This is a genomic window from Pasteuria ramosa (genome assembly GCF_056496785.1).
On sequence record NZ_CP143099.1, the window covers coordinates 289,479 to 305,913 of the forward strand.

Here is a 16,435-nt window from a genome sequence, read left to right on the forward strand (position 1 = left end):
TATGAAAATAAGTTATTTGTGTTATTTATTTTATATATGTTATTTATTTCATTTATGCAAATGAATTATTAATGAAAATAAGTTGATTAAATTAAATAAATCAATAAAAAATATTTTAAACAAAGTATTAATTAATATAAAAATCGTTCATTGATATATTAAAGTAATCTACAATAATTTCGTGTTAAAAAAATAAATCTAAGAAGGTGATGTAATGCTTAATTTTAAAAATGCACATTTTACTAATTTCAATGATAAAAATGAACAAATAGCTTTTAAAGAAGCTTTACATAAAGTTAAAAAATCTTTTGGCAAGAAGTACAAACCGATTATTAATGGTCAAGAAATAGAAACTTCTGAAATAATCAATTCAATCAATCCAGCTAACCCAAAAGAAATTGTTGGCATCGTAGGAAGTTGTGATATTAAATTAGCTGAGCAAGCATTACAAGCGTCTGTCATAGCTTTTCAGGAATGGAAAAAAATATCTATCTCTATACGAGCAAATGTCTTGTTTAAAACCGCTGCTTTATTAAGAAAAAAACGTCATGAATTTTCTGCTTGGATGGTGTATGAAGCAGGTAAAACATGGGCTGAAGCTGACGGTGATACTGCAGAAGCAATTGATTTTCTCGAATTTTATGGTAGATCAGCTTTGAAATTTGCCCAAGCAGATCCGATTACACCTTATGAAAATGAAAGAAATGAATTAACATATATCCCTTTAGGGGTAGGTGTTGTTATACCACCTTGGAATTTCCCTTTAGCTATTATGGTAGGTATGACATCAGCTGCTATTGTAAGCGGAAATACTGTCGTCCTTAAACCGGCTTCTCCTACATCTGTAATTGCGATCCATTTTATGAATTTGTTAATGGAAGCCGGTCTACCTCCTGGTGTTGTAAATTGCGTACCTGGAGATGGCAAGGAGATAGGTGAATATTTAGTTAATAGTCAAGATACGCGTTTTATCTCATTTACAGGTTCTAAAGAAGTAGGTTTACAAATAAATGAAATGGCTGCCAAACGTAATGAAAAACAAAAATGGTTAAAACGTGTTGTAGCGGAAATGGGTGGCAAAGATGCTATAATTGTAGATAAAGAAGCAGATCTTGAGTTAGCTGCTAATGCAATTGTACAATCAGCATTTGGTTTTTCTGGACAAAAGTGTTCTGCTTGTTCAAGGGCTATTATTCATCATGAAGTATATGAAGAGGTTTTGGCTAACGTTTTAGAAAAAACCAAAACCTTAAAAATAGGTCCAGCGGAAAATCCTGATACAAATATTGGTCCAATTATTACATCCAGGGCTTATGAAAAAATTATTTCTTACCTTGAGATTGGTAAAAAAGAAAGCTTACTATTAACAGGTGGAGAACCTGTGAAAATAGATGAAAATAATGGCTATTTTGTTCCCCCAACCATCTTTGGCGACGTAGATCCTCAAGCAAGAATTTCTCAAGAAGAGATTTTTGGTCCAGTCGTAGCCTTCCATAGAGCAAAATCATTTGATGATGCACTTAAAATCGCTAATAATACTATTTATGGTCTAACTGGCGCAGTAATTAGTAATAACAGGTTACATCTTGAAGAAGCAAAAGAAGTTTTTCATGTAGGCAACTTATATCTAAATCGTAAGTGTACAGGCGCACTGGTCGGTGTACATCCATTTGGTGGTTTTAATATGTCAGGTACGGATTCAAAAGCGGGAGGAAAAGAATATCTGCTACAGTTTATGCAAGGAAAACTTGTATCGGAGTCTTTTTGAATTTATCTTATAAAAAAATAAATACTTAAATATCAAAAAAAGTCATTTTGATTTGCAAATCAACCTCTGAAATTGCTATACTATTTTCAAAGATTAATATCTTTCTTTGATAATAGTATAGTTTATCAAAAAATTTATTTTGTTCATTTCATTTATTATAAAATAATAATTTTATGTCTCAGACGGAGGAAAAACCCATAGAAATATTTTCGCTGTCGTGGATAGATAATATTTGGTCTACTTTCCAGGGATTAGGCGCATACGGTATAGCCTTAGCTTTAATGGTAGAAGTTATCCCTAGTGAAATAGCTTTAGCTTATGGTGGTTTTTTAGTATGGCGTGGTGATATAAGCTTCATCAGTGCTCTTGTTGCTGGAACTATTGGAGGTGTTTTAGCACAAGTATTCCTATATGCTTTAGGTTACTGGGGAGGTCGTCCGTTCTTAGAAAAATACGGAAAATATTTGTTAATAAATAAAAAACACCTTGCATATGCCGATAAATGGTTTACAGAATATGGAACAGTAGCTATCTTCATTGCTCGCTTTATACCGATAGTTAGACATGCTATTTCTATACCAGCAGGAATTACAAAAATGTCATTAAATAGTTTTATTCTTCTAACCACAGCTGCTATTATCCCTTGGTCCCTCTTATTTATATCTGTAGGTTATACCTTGGGTGATAATTGGCGAGAATGGCGAGAAGTAATCCACCTAGAGTCCAGTTTAATTATTATACTAGTAGCCATAGGTATTTTTGGTATATGGTTCTGGGCAAAAAAACAAAAAAATAGAAAAAAGAACATAAATAGCAAAAATCAAAAAGAAAATAATAAAAACAATAAATAAGAAACAAAATAAATAAAATTAATAAACAAGGTTTTATCTATTCAAATATCTTCTGAAGGAGTATTTTATGAATATAAGCGGTATGGAATTGGTTATGATCCTTGTAGTAGCCTTGTTATTGTTCGGGCCAAAAAAATTACCTAAATTGGGTGTAGCCTTAGGAAAAACCCTGCGTAATTTTAAGGGTGCTATGCGTGGTATGATGGACGATGATCAAGATGTTAATGAAAGAAATAACTTGAAAATCCAAAATACACCAATAAAAGAGCCTATCTTAAAATCTAATAATGCTGAAACAAAAGAGAAAGAATCCCTCTAAATCAAAGGGATTCTTTTTTTATTTTATTTTTCAGTTTTATAATAACAGATTTATCTAGTAATAATGATATACAAGATTAAGATTATTAGTATTTATTGCTAATATAGCCGATTAGTAATGATGTAATTTAAACACCAAAATAGCCATTATCATAGATTTTTGTGAATTAAATTAGGTTCTTAAACTACCTTTAACATGGGTTATTGGACAAGCTCTCTAATAGATATAGTAACAATCCCAAAAAATATCTAAAAAAATTTGATATGCAATATGTTCAATTCTAACCTAGCTTTAAGGAAATTCCAAGAAGATAAAAAAGCAAGCTAAATAGTAAGATTAAAAATTCTGACAATTTATATATGTATTAGTTAGGTGCTTTTAATAGAATTTCATTGTTTATAACTACAAACATGACAAATTAAACCTATTAATAAAATCCCTAAAACAAAAATCTTCGTTTTTTTATATCTTACACTATTAATGAAATTTAAACACAAAAATAGAAATTATCGAACTTGTCCAGAAATATTAATATAGACGATTAATAATGGTGTAATTTAAACACCAAAATAGCTATTACCATAGCTTTTTTTGCATTAAATTAAGTTCTTAAAAACTATTTAACATGGGTTATCGGACAAGCTCATCATAGCTTTTAGTGACTTCGATTAGACACTTAAACTCTCTTCACATTGATTCTTGAACAAGTTAAGTATGCTTTTTGATTCGTAATGGGTAGGATAAATATATCATTGCAATTAATATTAGTTTTATTTTATTTTATTTTTTCATTTATAATCAAGTTTAAATTCTACAGTATAGCTTACCCCATCGCTATATAACATAGATTTAAAAATAGAATGCGCCTATACACTTTTTTATCTAAATCAGAATAATAGTAACTAGCTTCTTATCCAAAAACTATTGAACTAATGATAATAGCCTTGTCTTATAACATATAGTATGATTAATAATCAGAAAGCAAGGTTTATTTTTTCTCTTAGCTTGCAAAATAACTTCTTTATAAATGATTTTTTAAAATTTAAGTATTTTTTAATAATATAACTAATTATATGAAGAATCATATTATAAAATTTTTTTTATGAATATAGGAAAAATTTCCATTAAAGCTTGAGCGTACCATCCATAATATGCAAAAGAGAATTAAAAACAGGTGCAAAAAATCGAAATACGGAAACCAATTTATTAAAAAATTTGACTAAATAATATTTATTTGATCACATAAAGTTACTGTACTTGCCAAAAAAAATAGGCCATAATTTTTTATTTTCAAAAATTAACTTTAAAAGTTTATTATAATCTAAGTTTGAACATTATTTGTTTATACAAAAGAGCGTTTTTATTTTTAGATTAATTTAGCATCCTTGTGTTTAATTACTCTAAAAAGAGAATTTATATATTTGTATTTTTTTTAATAAATTTAATTATATTTATGGATGCCCAAAAAACAAAACTAGATTTTTAAGTTTTTTACCATATTTATCCTTTTTAATTATATTTGCATATTTAGGCTAAATCTTTAAATTGATCACAGTAGGACCTTAGTGCTGCTCTTAATCCTTTTTTGGCAAGTGACACAATAAGCTTCACAGATATATGTGTAGGAATACCTAAACATGATATTATCTCTTTAAAGTATTAAATGAATATATCAATCATATCTTCTATTCGATCAGCTGCTTTTTTAGCCTGATATTTACGTAATCCCTTTAGGAGATTACCATTACCTGTATGTATAAAATACATTGCTACAACCATTTGTAAAATTAAGTATCTATCTAAAGCTTTGCTGGATCTGACTTGTTATCCTTGTAAAGCAAGATAATTTTTATCTGTTCTAAAATAGATTTCGATTTCCCATCTTTTCGAATAATAATTTAGAATTTCTTCATTACTTAGCTCCATATCTGTGTAAATAAAAGCTTTTGCTTTATATATATCTTTACTTTCCTTAACGCAAATAAGGGCACCCGCATTGTCGATAAAATTAAGATTACCTTCATATCTATAAACACGATAATTTTGTTTTTTAATGGTAACAACTTTTTTATCTGTATTTTTTATAAAATTTAAAAACATTTTTATTTTATTTTTAATGCCCAAAGGAAAAATAACAATATCTATTTTTAATGCACCTATAAGATGAAGTAAATTGCGATATTAACCCCAATTTACGAAAAAATTTTACCAAATGAGATTTATTTGTTAACCTGCAATTAATAGACATTCGCTATCCTCCTGTTGTGTTTTTTTAGGACACTTATATTCTACACAGACGATAGAGGAATGTCTATTTTGGTTTGTAAAATCTTAAAATATAATATATTATAAACTTTAGAATATAATAACATTTTATTATTTTGATTAATAATTTACATTTTTTTGCTTTTTTTGCATGTACAGTAAAATATAAAAAAACGAAGATTTTTTTTTAGGTATTTTATTAATAGGTTTAATTTGTCATTTTTGTAGTTATAAACAATTAAATTCTATTAAAAGCACCTAACTAATACATATGTAAATTGTCATAATTTTTAATTTTACTATTTAGCTTGCTTTTTTATCTTCTTTAACTTCTTGGAATTTCCCTAAAGCTAGGTGAGCATTAAACATTGCGCATATTAAATCAAATTGTTCTGGAAATTTTTTAGGATTATTACGATATCTATTAGAAATAATCTTAAATCTTATTAACCAACCTATAACTCTTTCTACCAATGATCTTTTACGAGAAATTTTTTGATTATATTCCTTTTGTTTCTGAGTCCAATTATTTAACTTAATTTTTTTATATGGTAAAATCACGTATAGAAATAGCTTTTGTAAGCCCTGAAAGCCTAAATCAGCGATTAAAGGGGAATATTCAGGTAACTATGGAATTTACGAATCTTTAAAAAGCTTAAAATCATGTACACTACCAGCTGCGAAATTTGTGTAGCCAATAGAAGCTATTTCAGCACAAATTGCAAGGCAAGACTGCATTGTTGGATATTTTTTTCTTCCAGATTCATATTTTTTATTATCTTTTTTTGTTCTTTCTATGCGCACTTCAGTACAATCGAATATAAACAAACCAAATATGAGAGATGAAAAATATGGGCTCTGATTTGCAGGATATCTTTTGGATAATACTTTCTTGGCTATACCTTGTATCTTTTTTATGGTGTTATTAACCGTTTTTTTACTAATACCAAAAATTTATGCAATCATTCTATTTTTAAGACCAAGAAAAAAATTATTAAAAATAAGTATACTTGATTTTCAGGGTCGAGTATATTTTGCCTTCCATCTTTTCTTTTGGTCTTTAAATCTATTTTTCTAACTCTATTAACTATTTTTTCAAAGATGATTTTATCTACACCGATAGCAGACATGAATTTACCTTCATCAAATGCTGCTATTTTGGAATATTACATATTTAAGCATTTATATTTATACATATATGTTTAATCCTCTCTTTTGAATATAAAATTCTATAGTAATATATATCAAAAATCACAAAGTTATATTTATATTGTGATTTTTGATATATATTATATTTTTAATTTAAAAAAATTAAAAATGGATAAAATAATTTTAAATTAATTTATTTTTTAGTATAAAATTAAAACTATTAATAAAAAATATGTATTTTGATCTAGAATTATTAATATTAAAATAATTACAACATTAGTATTGATATGTCCTAAAAAATATATAAAAGGCAGCTTTGTTGTGTATTTTAAGCTTTTTTATAAAATTTACAATAATCTGTTCTAATAGGATATATTAGTATTCTTGGATAAGTCCTAAGGACAGTAATTACATAAAAGTGAATCTATATACAGAAAAATATCAAAAATTGGTTTTCATATTCTTCTCCTAGGAGGATTGGGAGTATTATCCTTTTTAATCTTGACATAGTCATTCTTATTGCTTATAGAGGTTTTTTCCGATGTATTAAATGCAAGTGTTGTATGATTAACTTCTTTTTGTTTATTACCCTGTATTTGTGATTGTACATCTAAATTGGTTTTCATATTTTTTTTCTTAGGAGGAAGAGTAGGAGGCTTATCCTGTGGTTTTGTATTGAATTCAATCTTGGCATAGTCACTCGTTTCTATAGAGGTTTTTTGCGATGGAGTAGAGTGATTTGATCCCTGTGTATTAAATTCAAGTTCTGCATGCTCAATTTTTCTATTCCTTTGTAATATATCTGTCAGTTCTGCATTTTTATTCTGTAGAGCTATGAACTTTTTTTCATTAAATTGTAGTAGTGTCTTATCCTGTATTTTTGATTGGATATCTAAATGGTATAGCTTACCTTCAATATAAATCTCTTTGATTTTACGCGCTGCTGTATCTGCTATAAACTTCTGAAGCTCTTCGGGTTTATTTCTGAGGTTTTCTACAGTTTCTTCAAACTTAATAAGATTATTCATACGTGTTGTTTCTAGATTATTCAGAGCTTCTAAATCCTTTTGGGCCATTTTTTGTACATGACCATAGCTTGCTTCTACTTTTATTTTTTTCTCAGATATCTCACGTCTAATACCCGCCATTTCCCTCCATTCTTGCTTTTTTAGCGTGACTATATCTTCATTAATAGTCTTAGGGTTAATATTTGTGAATTTATTATTAGATATGGCACTACTAACATCCTCTCCAATAATGAAAGCATTTTGGATGTTAGTCTTAAGATTCGATGGGGCCATTTTGGACGAGGAACCATTACCATGATTTCTTCTGAAAGCACCTTGTCTAGTAAGATTCGAACTAGTCGGAGATTTAGATATTATATTACTAAACAACTTCGTGAATGGATCATTAGCATTTGCATCATTTTGAGCTAACAAAAATGACGAAAACATAACACCTATAAATATATATTTTTTTTTCATAAATAAAATTCTCCTTTGTATTTAATGTTAAATATTACAAATAATATAACATATTGATTTTTAATATTCAATTGTAAATTAAAAAAACTGAAACTGCTAATAACAAAACATGAAATATTATTACTTTTATAAATTTTGCTATATCTTATATTTTAAGATTTTATAAATAAAATAGACATTCTTCGTTCCGTGTAAAATTTAAGTTTTATAACAAAATACAATAGGAGGATCTGCACATGCAAAAAAAGCAAAAACATATAAATTATTAATAAAAATAATAAAATATTATTATATTTCCAAAGTTTACAATATATTATATTTTAAGATTTTACAAACAAAAATAGACATTCCTCTATCACCTGTTTAGAATATAAGTGTCCTAACAAAATCCAACAGGAGGATAAAGAATGTCTATTAATTGTAGGTTAAAAAATAAATCTCATTTGGTCAAATTTTTTCGTAAATTGGGGTTAATATCCCAATTTACTTCATCTGTTTTTAATCATATTTTGCAGATTATTGATGGTATGTTGTCACAAAACTTTAACGGAACTTTGTCAGATATTCATAAAAAAAGCTTTTATAATAGGTTTCGACAAACGATAAGCAATATGATGACTAATTCAAAATGGGATGAAAAAATACTTAGTAAAGCCATAAAACACGTTGCTTATAAAGAAATTATCCATCAAGCTAAGATAAAAAATAAACCTTACTTTCTGATAATTGACGATACAGTATGCCATAAGACAAAGCCATCATCATCAGCTGAATACCCTATGCAAGCAACTGGTTATCATTATTCTAATCTAGATAAAAGACGTTTATATGGTCATTCTATTGTTCAAGCTATGTTCCGTACAGATGGTTTAATCTATCCTATAGAAGTTAAACGTGCTAATAAAACAGAAATTAATAAAATGGATACTGCTTGCGATATCATATCTAGTGTTCCTGAGCCAGATCGTAAAGCATATGTTTGCGTAGATTCCTGGTATATTTCAAAAAAGATAATCGAAACAAGCTTAAAAAAAGGATTTCATTTTATAGGTGCATTAAAAATAGATATTGTTATTTTTCCTTTGGGCATTAAAAATAAAATAAAAATGTTTTTAAATTTTATAAAAAATACAGATAAAAAAGTTGTTACCATTAAAAAACAAAATTATCGTGTTTATAGATATGAAGGTAATCTTAATTTTATCGACAATGCGGTTGCCCTTATTTGCGTTAAGGAAAGTCAAGATATATATAAAGCAAAAGCTTTTATTTACACAGATATGGAGCTAAGTAATGAAGAAATTCTAAATTATTATTCGAAAAGATGGGAAATCGAAATCTATTTTAGAACAGATAAAAATTATCTTGCTTTACAAGGATAACAAGTCAGATCCAGCAAAGCTTTAGATAGATACTTAATTTTACAAATGGTTGTAGCAATGTATTTTATACATACAGGTAATGGTAATCTCCTAAAGGGATTACGTAAATATCAGGCTAAAAAAGCAGCTGATCGAATAGAAGATATGATTGATATATTCATTTAATACTTTAAAGAGATAATATCATGTTTAGGTATTCCTACACATATATCTGTGAAGCTTATTGTGTCACTTGCCAAAAAAGGATTAAGAGCAGCACTAAGGTCCTACTGTGATCAATTTAAAGATTTAGCCTAAATATGCAAATATAATTAAAAAGGATAAATATGGTAAAAAACTTAAAAATCTAGTTTTGTTTTTTGGGCATCCATAAATATAATTAAATTTATTAAAAAAAATACAAATATATAAATTCTCTTTTTAGAGTAATTAAACACAAGGATGCTAAATTAATCTAAAAATAAAAACGCTCTTTTGTATAAACAAATAATGTTCAAACTTAGATTATAATAAACTTTTAAAGTTAATTTTTGAAAATAAAAAATTATGGCCTATTTTTTTTTGGCAAGTACAGTAAATAATATAAAAAATGATCAGTAAATTTTTATTAATTTAAATAAAATAAAAAATACTAAAAATGATAGATTAAAAATAATTTAATAAAAATATTCTTATATTTTAAAGTTAATTAATAATTCATCACTATATGTAAATTGACATTATTTATACAATTATTATATATAATATGCATAAAAATTAAATTAAATAGGATAATAAAACAAAAATAAATAATATTTATTATATAAAAAATATTATAATCGTCTAAATATATTGATGAATTAGATAAAAATTAATTAATAAAATATTTTTAATAAATGGAATAAGAAATACAAAAAAACAGATCGACTATCAGTGATCTGTCTAGCCAAGATATTCTATTATTTTATCATGTGCTTCTTGTGGACTATGAACAGATGATACAATTCGTCCATCAACATAAATATCTAACCAAAGGGGATCATGTCCTTCTTTACGACCACGAACTTCTAAAATAATATTCATATTATCGTAAATACCCCATTTCCAATCATGTTCAAAAAACACAAAAGGATATACTTCCCATGAACCCACAGGGCAATTATTATCCATCTTGATATAAGGTGCATCCTGCTGACTACTTGTAGCTTCAAAGTACCCGCTATTAACTTCTAACCAACCCGATTCAGTTTTAGCCCATCGTTTTTGATAATACTTACCATCAATCACTTCAAAGCCATATAAATCTTCCTCTGAGAAAAAATCAGTTGGAAAACAACGATACCTACCTGTTTGAGGATCTTTGATCAATTTAGCAAGATCACCTGATTCCAAACCTTGTTTACGAATAATTTCTAACTCCCTATCACGACAAGCTTGTTCAATCGATTGTAAAATAAATTCATTTCTTTTAATTTCTGTGTCTTGAAGTGCCTTATGAATCCTCTCCGATAATTCATTAGGCAAAGTCAGTACTAGATAATTACCGGAATTAGAACGCCATTTTTCAAACCATACCTCTTCTTCCCAACCCTCTTCTACTTCCAGTTTAGCATCATGTTGAACCTCATTCTTACCATAGTCGTTCTCCGATTCATCATCCAAGGTGCTTTTATCTCTATAACCCGGAGCTTTGTCCTGATAGCCATTGCTATGCGCTTCTAAACCACTACTAGCTCGCATTTCTTTACCTGTGGATTTGTGACCCCTTTTTATCATTTTCAACCCCAATTCTAAGTAAGTATGGACTTCGACCATTTTAAAATATCGGAAAATGCCTATTAAAGTATCACATCTGTATATTCCCCATATTTTTTTTGAATAATCATCAATATTTGCAGTTAATATGCCATTAATATATAGATATAAAACCTATTACAATCAAAATATCTTTGGTTATAATAGGTTTTTTTGTTTTATTTTTTGTTTTATTTTTCTAATTGATTAAACGCTTGAATTATAAATTATAAAAAATATCTATATTTAATAAATTTTGTTTTAAAAAATTAGAAATTAATTCTTAATATATAAATCTAATATATTAAATTTTTAATAATATTATGAAATAAAAGATAAGTTATAAATTTATTCTTAATTATAAGTTTTAAAAAATAAGGTCATTCCCATTCTATGGTTGAAGGTGGTTTAGATGTAATATCATATACCACTCTATTTATATCTTCGATTTCATTACATATACGTTTAGAAATAATTGCTAAAACATCGTATGGTAATTTAGCCCAATCAGCTGTCATGCCTTCTGATGAAGTAACAGCTCGTAAAGCAATTGTATAGCCATAGGTACGGCCATCACCTTTTACGCCTACTGTGCGTACGTTTAACAATGCTGCAAAGTATTGAAAAATGTTACTAACAAGATCATGTTTAAGTAATTCAGTGTGTAAAATAAAATCAGCTTTTCTTAGAATACTTAATTTTTTTTCTGTAACCTCACCAATAATCCGAATCGCTAATCCCGGCCCAGGAAAAGGTTGCCTGTTTGTTAGGCTTTCTGGTATACCCAAAGTTCTTCCAATAGCACGAACTTCATCTTTAAATAATAGACGTAATGGTTCAAGTAAGGTCATAGGCATTTCTGTAGGTAAACCGCCTACATTATGATGTGATTTGATTGTTTCAGCTACAAACGTGCCAGACTCAACAACATCTGTATATATGGTTCCTTGGGCAAGGAAATCATGATTACAACCATTTTTGTGTATGATCTTTTCAAAAACATTTACAAATGTTTCTCCAATGATTTTTCGTTTCGTTTCAGGATCAGTAACACCTTTTAAATTGTTCAGAAATTTTTGTCCCACATATTCAACTTTAATTTCTAAATTTAAGTTCTGTTTGAAAGTAGATACAATATCTTCTACTTCCTTATTACGCATTAACCCATTATCTACAAGCACACAAGTCAATTGGTTACCTAATGCTCTTTTAAGTAAAGCAGCTGTAACTGTGGAATCAACCCCTCCACTAAAAGCACAGAGAACAGATTTAGAGCCTACTTTTTCCCGTATCTCTGTGATAGTTTGTTCGATAAAATACTTTGATTTCCATTTACCGCTACAATTACATATATCTATTGCAAAACGTTTTAGCATATCTGACCCATACTGCGTTTGCTTAACTTCAGGATGAAATTGCAAAGTATAAAATTGGCGTTTTTTACAACTCATAGCAGCTATAGGATTTGTATCTGTTTGAGCATCTATTTGGAAACCATCAGGCACTGTTTGAACAATGTCTGTATGGCTCATCCATACCAATTGGTTCTTGGGCATATCAGATAGCCATCCATCATTAGCTATAAGCTGCAATTGAGCTGATCCATATTCTGAAAATTTATTTTGTACAATAAGTCCACCGGCATATTGTGCCAATAGTTGTTGACCATAACAAATACCTAAAACAGGGACATCTAAGTTAAACCAATCTTCATTGCAACGAGGTGAAGAAGCACAAGAAACACTATGCGGTCCACCAGACAAAATTATACCCTTGAGTCCTTTTTTAAAGTTCTCGTCTGGTTTCATTTGGTAAGAAACAAGCTTACTATAAATACCAATTTCCCTAATTCTACGGGCAATTAACTGACTATACTGCCCTCCAAAATCAAGTACAATTATATATTCATCATATGGATTTATTGGATTGTCCATTTAATAATACTCCTCTTCTTTAATTACCATTGATAGGTGAACCTCTATTATGATCAAGTTCAGCATTTTCATTTTTCACAGAAAAAGCTTCTTGAGGCTCAACGTGAACATGAACATGTTTAATATTCTCATACCCTATAAGTAATTTTTCAATCTTTTCGGTTAATAAATGACTTTCCGACACAGATAATTGAGGAGCAACGCCTATCGTCATTTCAACGTATACATCTTGGCCATGTAATCTTGCACGCAGCTCCCTTATCTGTATAATACCATCTAAATTGGATACATGGTTTCGAATTCTGATCAATTGTTTTTGATCAAAACCATCCATTAAATGATCAATTGCAGGTGATCCAACAGACCAAGCTGTTTTAGCAACAATACCAGCAACCATAAGTGCTATTAATGGATCAATCCAATGTTGTTGTGTAAAATCTGTAATAAATAAACCTAAGGCTGCCCCCATGCTAATTAAAGAATCAGAACGATTATCCTTAGCTACGACGTCTAACATATAGCTATTCGTTCGTTTGCTAAAATAATGATTTATAATCGATACCACCAAAATGATGAAAGTTGAGATCAAAGCTATAGGCAAAGCTATCTTATCGGGCATTATTGCTTCAGGAATAAAAAGAGCCCGAATCGATGACAAGATAATTTCAAATGCCGCAATTACCATGAAGGCAGCAGCAATTAATGAAGCTATGATCTCAGCACGACGGTGTCCAAAAGGGTGTCGTTCATCAGCAGGCAAAAGAGCAACACGGAAACCAATAATCATTGCTAAGGACAGGAGTAAGTCGGTCATATTATTTAAACCATCTGCCCAGATTGATTGCGCATGAGCTAGGCTACCGAAGATACACTTACCCAAAGATAGAATTAAATATACGCCCATATTAAACCATAAACAACGTCGAATAAATATCGGATCCTTAACATTCATCTCAAAAATTCCCCTTTAACCATATCGATCTCATACTCCATCCTGTACATAGTAACGACCATGTATCTAATTAGTCTAGAGAAACGTTTTTAATTGGGACAACAAAAGATACACTTAGCCAACAATCATGGCCACGTGACAATAATTTGAACACACGAAAAACTCTTAGGTAGTTTAACCTAAGAGTTAGTTTTATCTCTAAGCAAAAAATGATATATGGAAGTTTGTATATGTATAATTACCGTATTATATTTTTAGTGATTTAAACCCTCAGCATGTCCTGTTTCATGGTTAGGAACAACTTCATGCGGAACATTATTTTGCGCAAATTCTTGCGGAGCATGGACCATTTCTTGATGCGGCATCTCCTGTCGAGGAACTGCACTTCCAACTCGTTGTTTTGGTTTATTAGATTTAGGCTTTGTGAATGTATTAGGTTTGACTTCAACCGGCTCAACAACCAAAACAGCTTTATTTGAATCAGCAGCTTTTTTGATATCAGCAGCTTTTTTGGTATCAGCAGCTTTATTTGAATCAGCAGCTTTATTTGAATCAGCAGCTTTATTTGAATCAGCAGCTTTTTTGGTATCAGCAGCTTTGCCTTCCTTTTTATTAGCACGCTGCTTATCCAAAAGATCTAACCCTAAATCTTTAGGACCATTTTTGTGAGAAACATCGGGTAATAATTGGTTATTATAATTAACCACTTTAGGTGCAGAAACTGGATTTTCTTTTGAATAACCTAACCAATTTAAAATTTCTGCACGGAAAAAAGTAAATAATATACCGGAAGTAACTGATAAAAAAATAGCGATCGAAGCAATCACAATAACCCAATTACTCCTAGAAGAAGATGATTTACGGTTCCTTGTACCAAGTACACTTTTTTTAAAATCACGTCCTGGAAGTGGCTTATCGGTACGAAAAGCTTCTAAGCCAACTATTAAACGCAACTCATCCAAATTCTTCAAGATAAAATCCTCCTATAATAAAGTCTCATATTGATATTATACTAAAATGATCATAAACAAAAATATTAAAAGAAAATAAAAACAAGTATTTTTAATTAAAAAACATTTAATTCCAAGATAATAAAGTTAAAAAATAGTTAAATAAAATCCCTATAAACAACAAAAGTATAAATATCCATTTTTTCTTTTTTGGCCATACCCTATATAGCTATCATTTATTTTAATCATAAGCTTGTCCAAAAATACATGTTAAAGAGCTTTTAATAACCTAATAGAATAATAAAAAGCTATATTGATGGCTATATTTGTATTTAAATTACATAATTACTAATCTTAAATATAAGTATTTATTTATAAATCCAATGAGAAGTAATAACTAAAAATTAATTTGAATTTTGAATTCATAAAAATTTTTATGAATAATCATCCTAAATATAATTAATACTTTTATTTATACTAAATTTTACATTTTCAATTAATTTTATATAAATAAACTTTATCCATCAAAGTTATTATAATATATATTAGATATGAAAAATAAAAAAATGATATACAAAAATATTAAAAAAGAAAGCTATATCGTTTGATAAAATATAATCTATAATCATAAAAATTAATATATCTTTATCAACCAAAATTATTTTTATGATTATAAATCAAATCATATATAACGATATTTATTAGCTATTGAATTCTATATATTAAATTAGTATAGCGAAATTAAGTTGATAAAACTTTAATCCTAAGTATAATAACAAATAAAACTAACTAGTTTGAATAGTTATAAGTAATTTTTTAATTTATCCGGGATAAATCATACGGTTAGTTTTTAATCCACCGATTCCTAAAAAACCTCGTTTAGCATTTTTGGATTTATATTTTAAGTATACCAATAATCTACAAACTTTTTTGGCAATATAAAGGTAATGAATTAATTATACCACAAAATAGCCTAATATTATCTTTTATTTCCTGAACATATCTTGATATAAAAAAATAATATATCTAATAACGCATAAAAAACAGACTTTAAGCAATGTAATGCCCGTAAACTTATTTTCTATCTAGGACATATTATTATAACTAGATTTTTAGATATAATTAAAAATCTACGAAATTATTAAGTTTTAGGAAAAAGCTAAGAAGTATGAAAAGATTTTTTGTTTTATAAAAATATCATCTTTTTGTGTTTAAATCAAATTAGCTATCTTTATATTTGAGCAAAAGACATATGTATCCCGTATTTTTAAAAATGTTTTAAAAAATCAAATGCTATCTTTAATTTTGGATCAATAACTCATATTTTTAGAATGTCTATATTAGAACTATATTTCTAATGCGTGTTGATTTTTGAATCACACTTAGTATATCTTACACAAAATATACAGATAGGTCTATTTTTATATCTATTTTCCTTCTTGAAATCTAATTTACAATTTTTACTTCGTTTTTGCTCTTTTAGTTTAAATATCATAATGATAAATTTAAAAATAAATTATAGCGTCTATATATTGTGTCCTCGCATTGCTTCTGAAACTAAATATGGAGCTCAACTAGGTACTGCGATGTCAATAATTTAAAATA

The 16,435-nt window shown here is 28.3% G+C and carries 14 protein-coding genes; 4 read left to right on the forward strand and 10 right to left on the reverse strand.

Annotated elements, in window-relative coordinates; all coding sequences use genetic code 11:
* Positions 1 to 214: 214 nt before the first annotated feature.
* From pruA to VS182_RS01330, 3 genes are all read left to right on the forward strand, one after another.
* Positions 215 to 1,768, forward strand: coding sequence for an L-glutamate gamma-semialdehyde dehydrogenase (pruA, locus tag VS182_RS01320; RefSeq protein ID WP_479488772.1), 1,554 nt, complete (start codon positions 215 to 217; stop codon positions 1,766 to 1,768).
* A 173-nt stretch (positions 1,769 to 1,941) separates the two neighbouring features.
* Entirely contained in the window at positions 1,942 to 2,619 is a 678-nt protein-coding gene (uptA, locus tag VS182_RS01325) for an undecaprenyl phosphate transporter UptA (protein ID WP_479484743.1), read from the forward strand.
* A 67-nt stretch (positions 2,620 to 2,686) separates the two neighbouring features.
* Positions 2,687 to 2,938, forward strand: coding sequence for a twin-arginine translocase TatA/TatE family subunit (locus VS182_RS01330; RefSeq protein ID WP_479484744.1), 252 nt, complete (start codon positions 2,687 to 2,689; stop codon positions 2,936 to 2,938).
* A gap of 1,824 nt (positions 2,939 to 4,762) precedes the next feature.
* Here VS182_RS01330 and VS182_RS01335 read toward each other — a convergent pair.
* From VS182_RS01335 to VS182_RS01360, 6 genes are all read right to left on the reverse strand, one after another.
* Positions 4,763 to 5,038, reverse strand: a complete 276-nt coding sequence (locus VS182_RS01335; protein ID WP_479492659.1) for a transposase — start codon at positions 5,036 to 5,038, stop codon at positions 4,763 to 4,765.
* Between the two features lie 13 nt (positions 5,039 to 5,051).
* Entirely contained in the window at positions 5,052 to 5,186 is a 135-nt protein-coding gene (locus VS182_RS01340) for a hypothetical protein (protein WP_479484749.1), read from the reverse strand.
* A 320-nt stretch (positions 5,187 to 5,506) separates the two neighbouring features.
* The gene (locus tag VS182_RS01345) at positions 5,507 to 5,764 is read right to left on the reverse strand and encodes a transposase family protein (protein WP_479492660.1); all 258 of its coding nucleotides are present in this window, start codon (positions 5,762 to 5,764) and stop codon (positions 5,507 to 5,509) included.
* A gap of 75 nt (positions 5,765 to 5,839) precedes the next feature.
* Positions 5,840 to 6,031 (reverse strand): hypothetical protein, encoded by a 192-nt coding sequence (locus VS182_RS01350; RefSeq protein WP_479484748.1) that lies wholly within the window; start codon positions 6,029 to 6,031, stop codon positions 5,840 to 5,842.
* A gap of 134 nt (positions 6,032 to 6,165) precedes the next feature.
* Positions 6,166 to 6,333, reverse strand: coding sequence for a hypothetical protein (locus VS182_RS01355; protein WP_479484747.1), 168 nt, complete (start codon positions 6,331 to 6,333; stop codon positions 6,166 to 6,168).
* A gap of 474 nt (positions 6,334 to 6,807) precedes the next feature.
* Entirely contained in the window at positions 6,808 to 7,839 is a 1,032-nt protein-coding gene (locus tag VS182_RS01360; protein ID WP_479492661.1) for a hypothetical protein, read from the reverse strand.
* Positions 7,840 to 8,246: 407 nt separating this feature from the next.
* On the opposite strand from VS182_RS01360, the gene VS182_RS01365 reads away from it, so the two are divergent.
* Complete coding sequence (locus VS182_RS01365; protein WP_479492662.1) at positions 8,247 to 9,221, forward strand: transposase; 975 nt, start codon at positions 8,247 to 8,249, stop codon at positions 9,219 to 9,221.
* A gap of 921 nt (positions 9,222 to 10,142) precedes the next feature.
* On the opposite strand, the gene VS182_RS01370 is transcribed toward VS182_RS01365, so the two are convergent.
* The 4 genes from VS182_RS01370 to VS182_RS01385 all read right to left on the reverse strand — a co-directional run bounded on the left by VS182_RS01370 (position 10,143) and on the right by VS182_RS01385 (position 14,851).
* Entirely contained in the window at positions 10,143 to 11,015 is an 873-nt protein-coding gene (locus VS182_RS01370) for a hypothetical protein (protein ID WP_479492663.1), read from the reverse strand.
* Between the two features lie 359 nt (positions 11,016 to 11,374).
* The gene (gene guaA, locus VS182_RS01375; RefSeq protein ID WP_479484752.1) at positions 11,375 to 12,928 is read right to left on the reverse strand and encodes a glutamine-hydrolyzing GMP synthase; all 1,554 of its coding nucleotides are present in this window, start codon (positions 12,926 to 12,928) and stop codon (positions 11,375 to 11,377) included.
* Positions 12,929 to 12,947: 19 nt separating this feature from the next.
* Entirely contained in the window at positions 12,948 to 13,880 is a 933-nt protein-coding gene (locus tag VS182_RS01380) for a cation diffusion facilitator family transporter (protein ID WP_479484753.1), read from the reverse strand.
* A 254-nt stretch (positions 13,881 to 14,134) separates the two neighbouring features.
* Complete coding sequence (locus VS182_RS01385) at positions 14,135 to 14,851, reverse strand: hypothetical protein (protein ID WP_479488774.1); 717 nt, start codon at positions 14,849 to 14,851, stop codon at positions 14,135 to 14,137.
* Positions 14,852 to 16,435 lie beyond the last annotated feature (1,584 nt).

Coding starts and splice junctions, on each gene's coding strand:
- VS182_RS01355 (WP_479484747.1), bottom strand. CDS start 6,333: ATGTCTGCTATCGGTGTAGATAAAATCATCTTTGAAAAAATAGTTAAT.
- VS182_RS01330 (WP_479484744.1), top strand. CDS start 2,687: ATGAATATAAGCGGTATGGAATTGGTTATGATCCTTGTAGTAGCCTTG.
- VS182_RS01370 (WP_479492663.1), bottom strand. CDS start 11,015: ATGGTCGAAGTCCATACTTACTTAGAATTGGGGTTGAAAATGATAAAA.
- VS182_RS01335 (WP_479492659.1), bottom strand. CDS start 5,038: ATGTTTTTAAATTTTATAAAAAATACAGATAAAAAAGTTGTTACCATT.
- VS182_RS01380 (WP_479484753.1), bottom strand. CDS start 13,880: ATGAATGTTAAGGATCCGATATTTATTCGACGTTGTTTATGGTTTAAT.
- VS182_RS01340 (WP_479484749.1), bottom strand. CDS start 5,186: ATGTCTATTAATTGCAGGTTAACAAATAAATCTCATTTGGTAAAATTT.
- VS182_RS01365 (WP_479492662.1), top strand. CDS start 8,247: ATGTCTATTAATTGTAGGTTAAAAAATAAATCTCATTTGGTCAAATTT.
- pruA (WP_479488772.1), top strand. CDS start 215: ATGCTTAATTTTAAAAATGCACATTTTACTAATTTCAATGATAAAAAT.
- uptA (WP_479484743.1), top strand. CDS start 1,942: ATGTCTCAGACGGAGGAAAAACCCATAGAAATATTTTCGCTGTCGTGG.
- guaA (WP_479484752.1), bottom strand. CDS start 12,928: ATGGACAATCCAATAAATCCATATGATGAATATATAATTGTACTTGAT.
- VS182_RS01360 (WP_479492661.1), bottom strand. CDS start 7,839: ATGAAAAAAAAATATATATTTATAGGTGTTATGTTTTCGTCATTTTTG.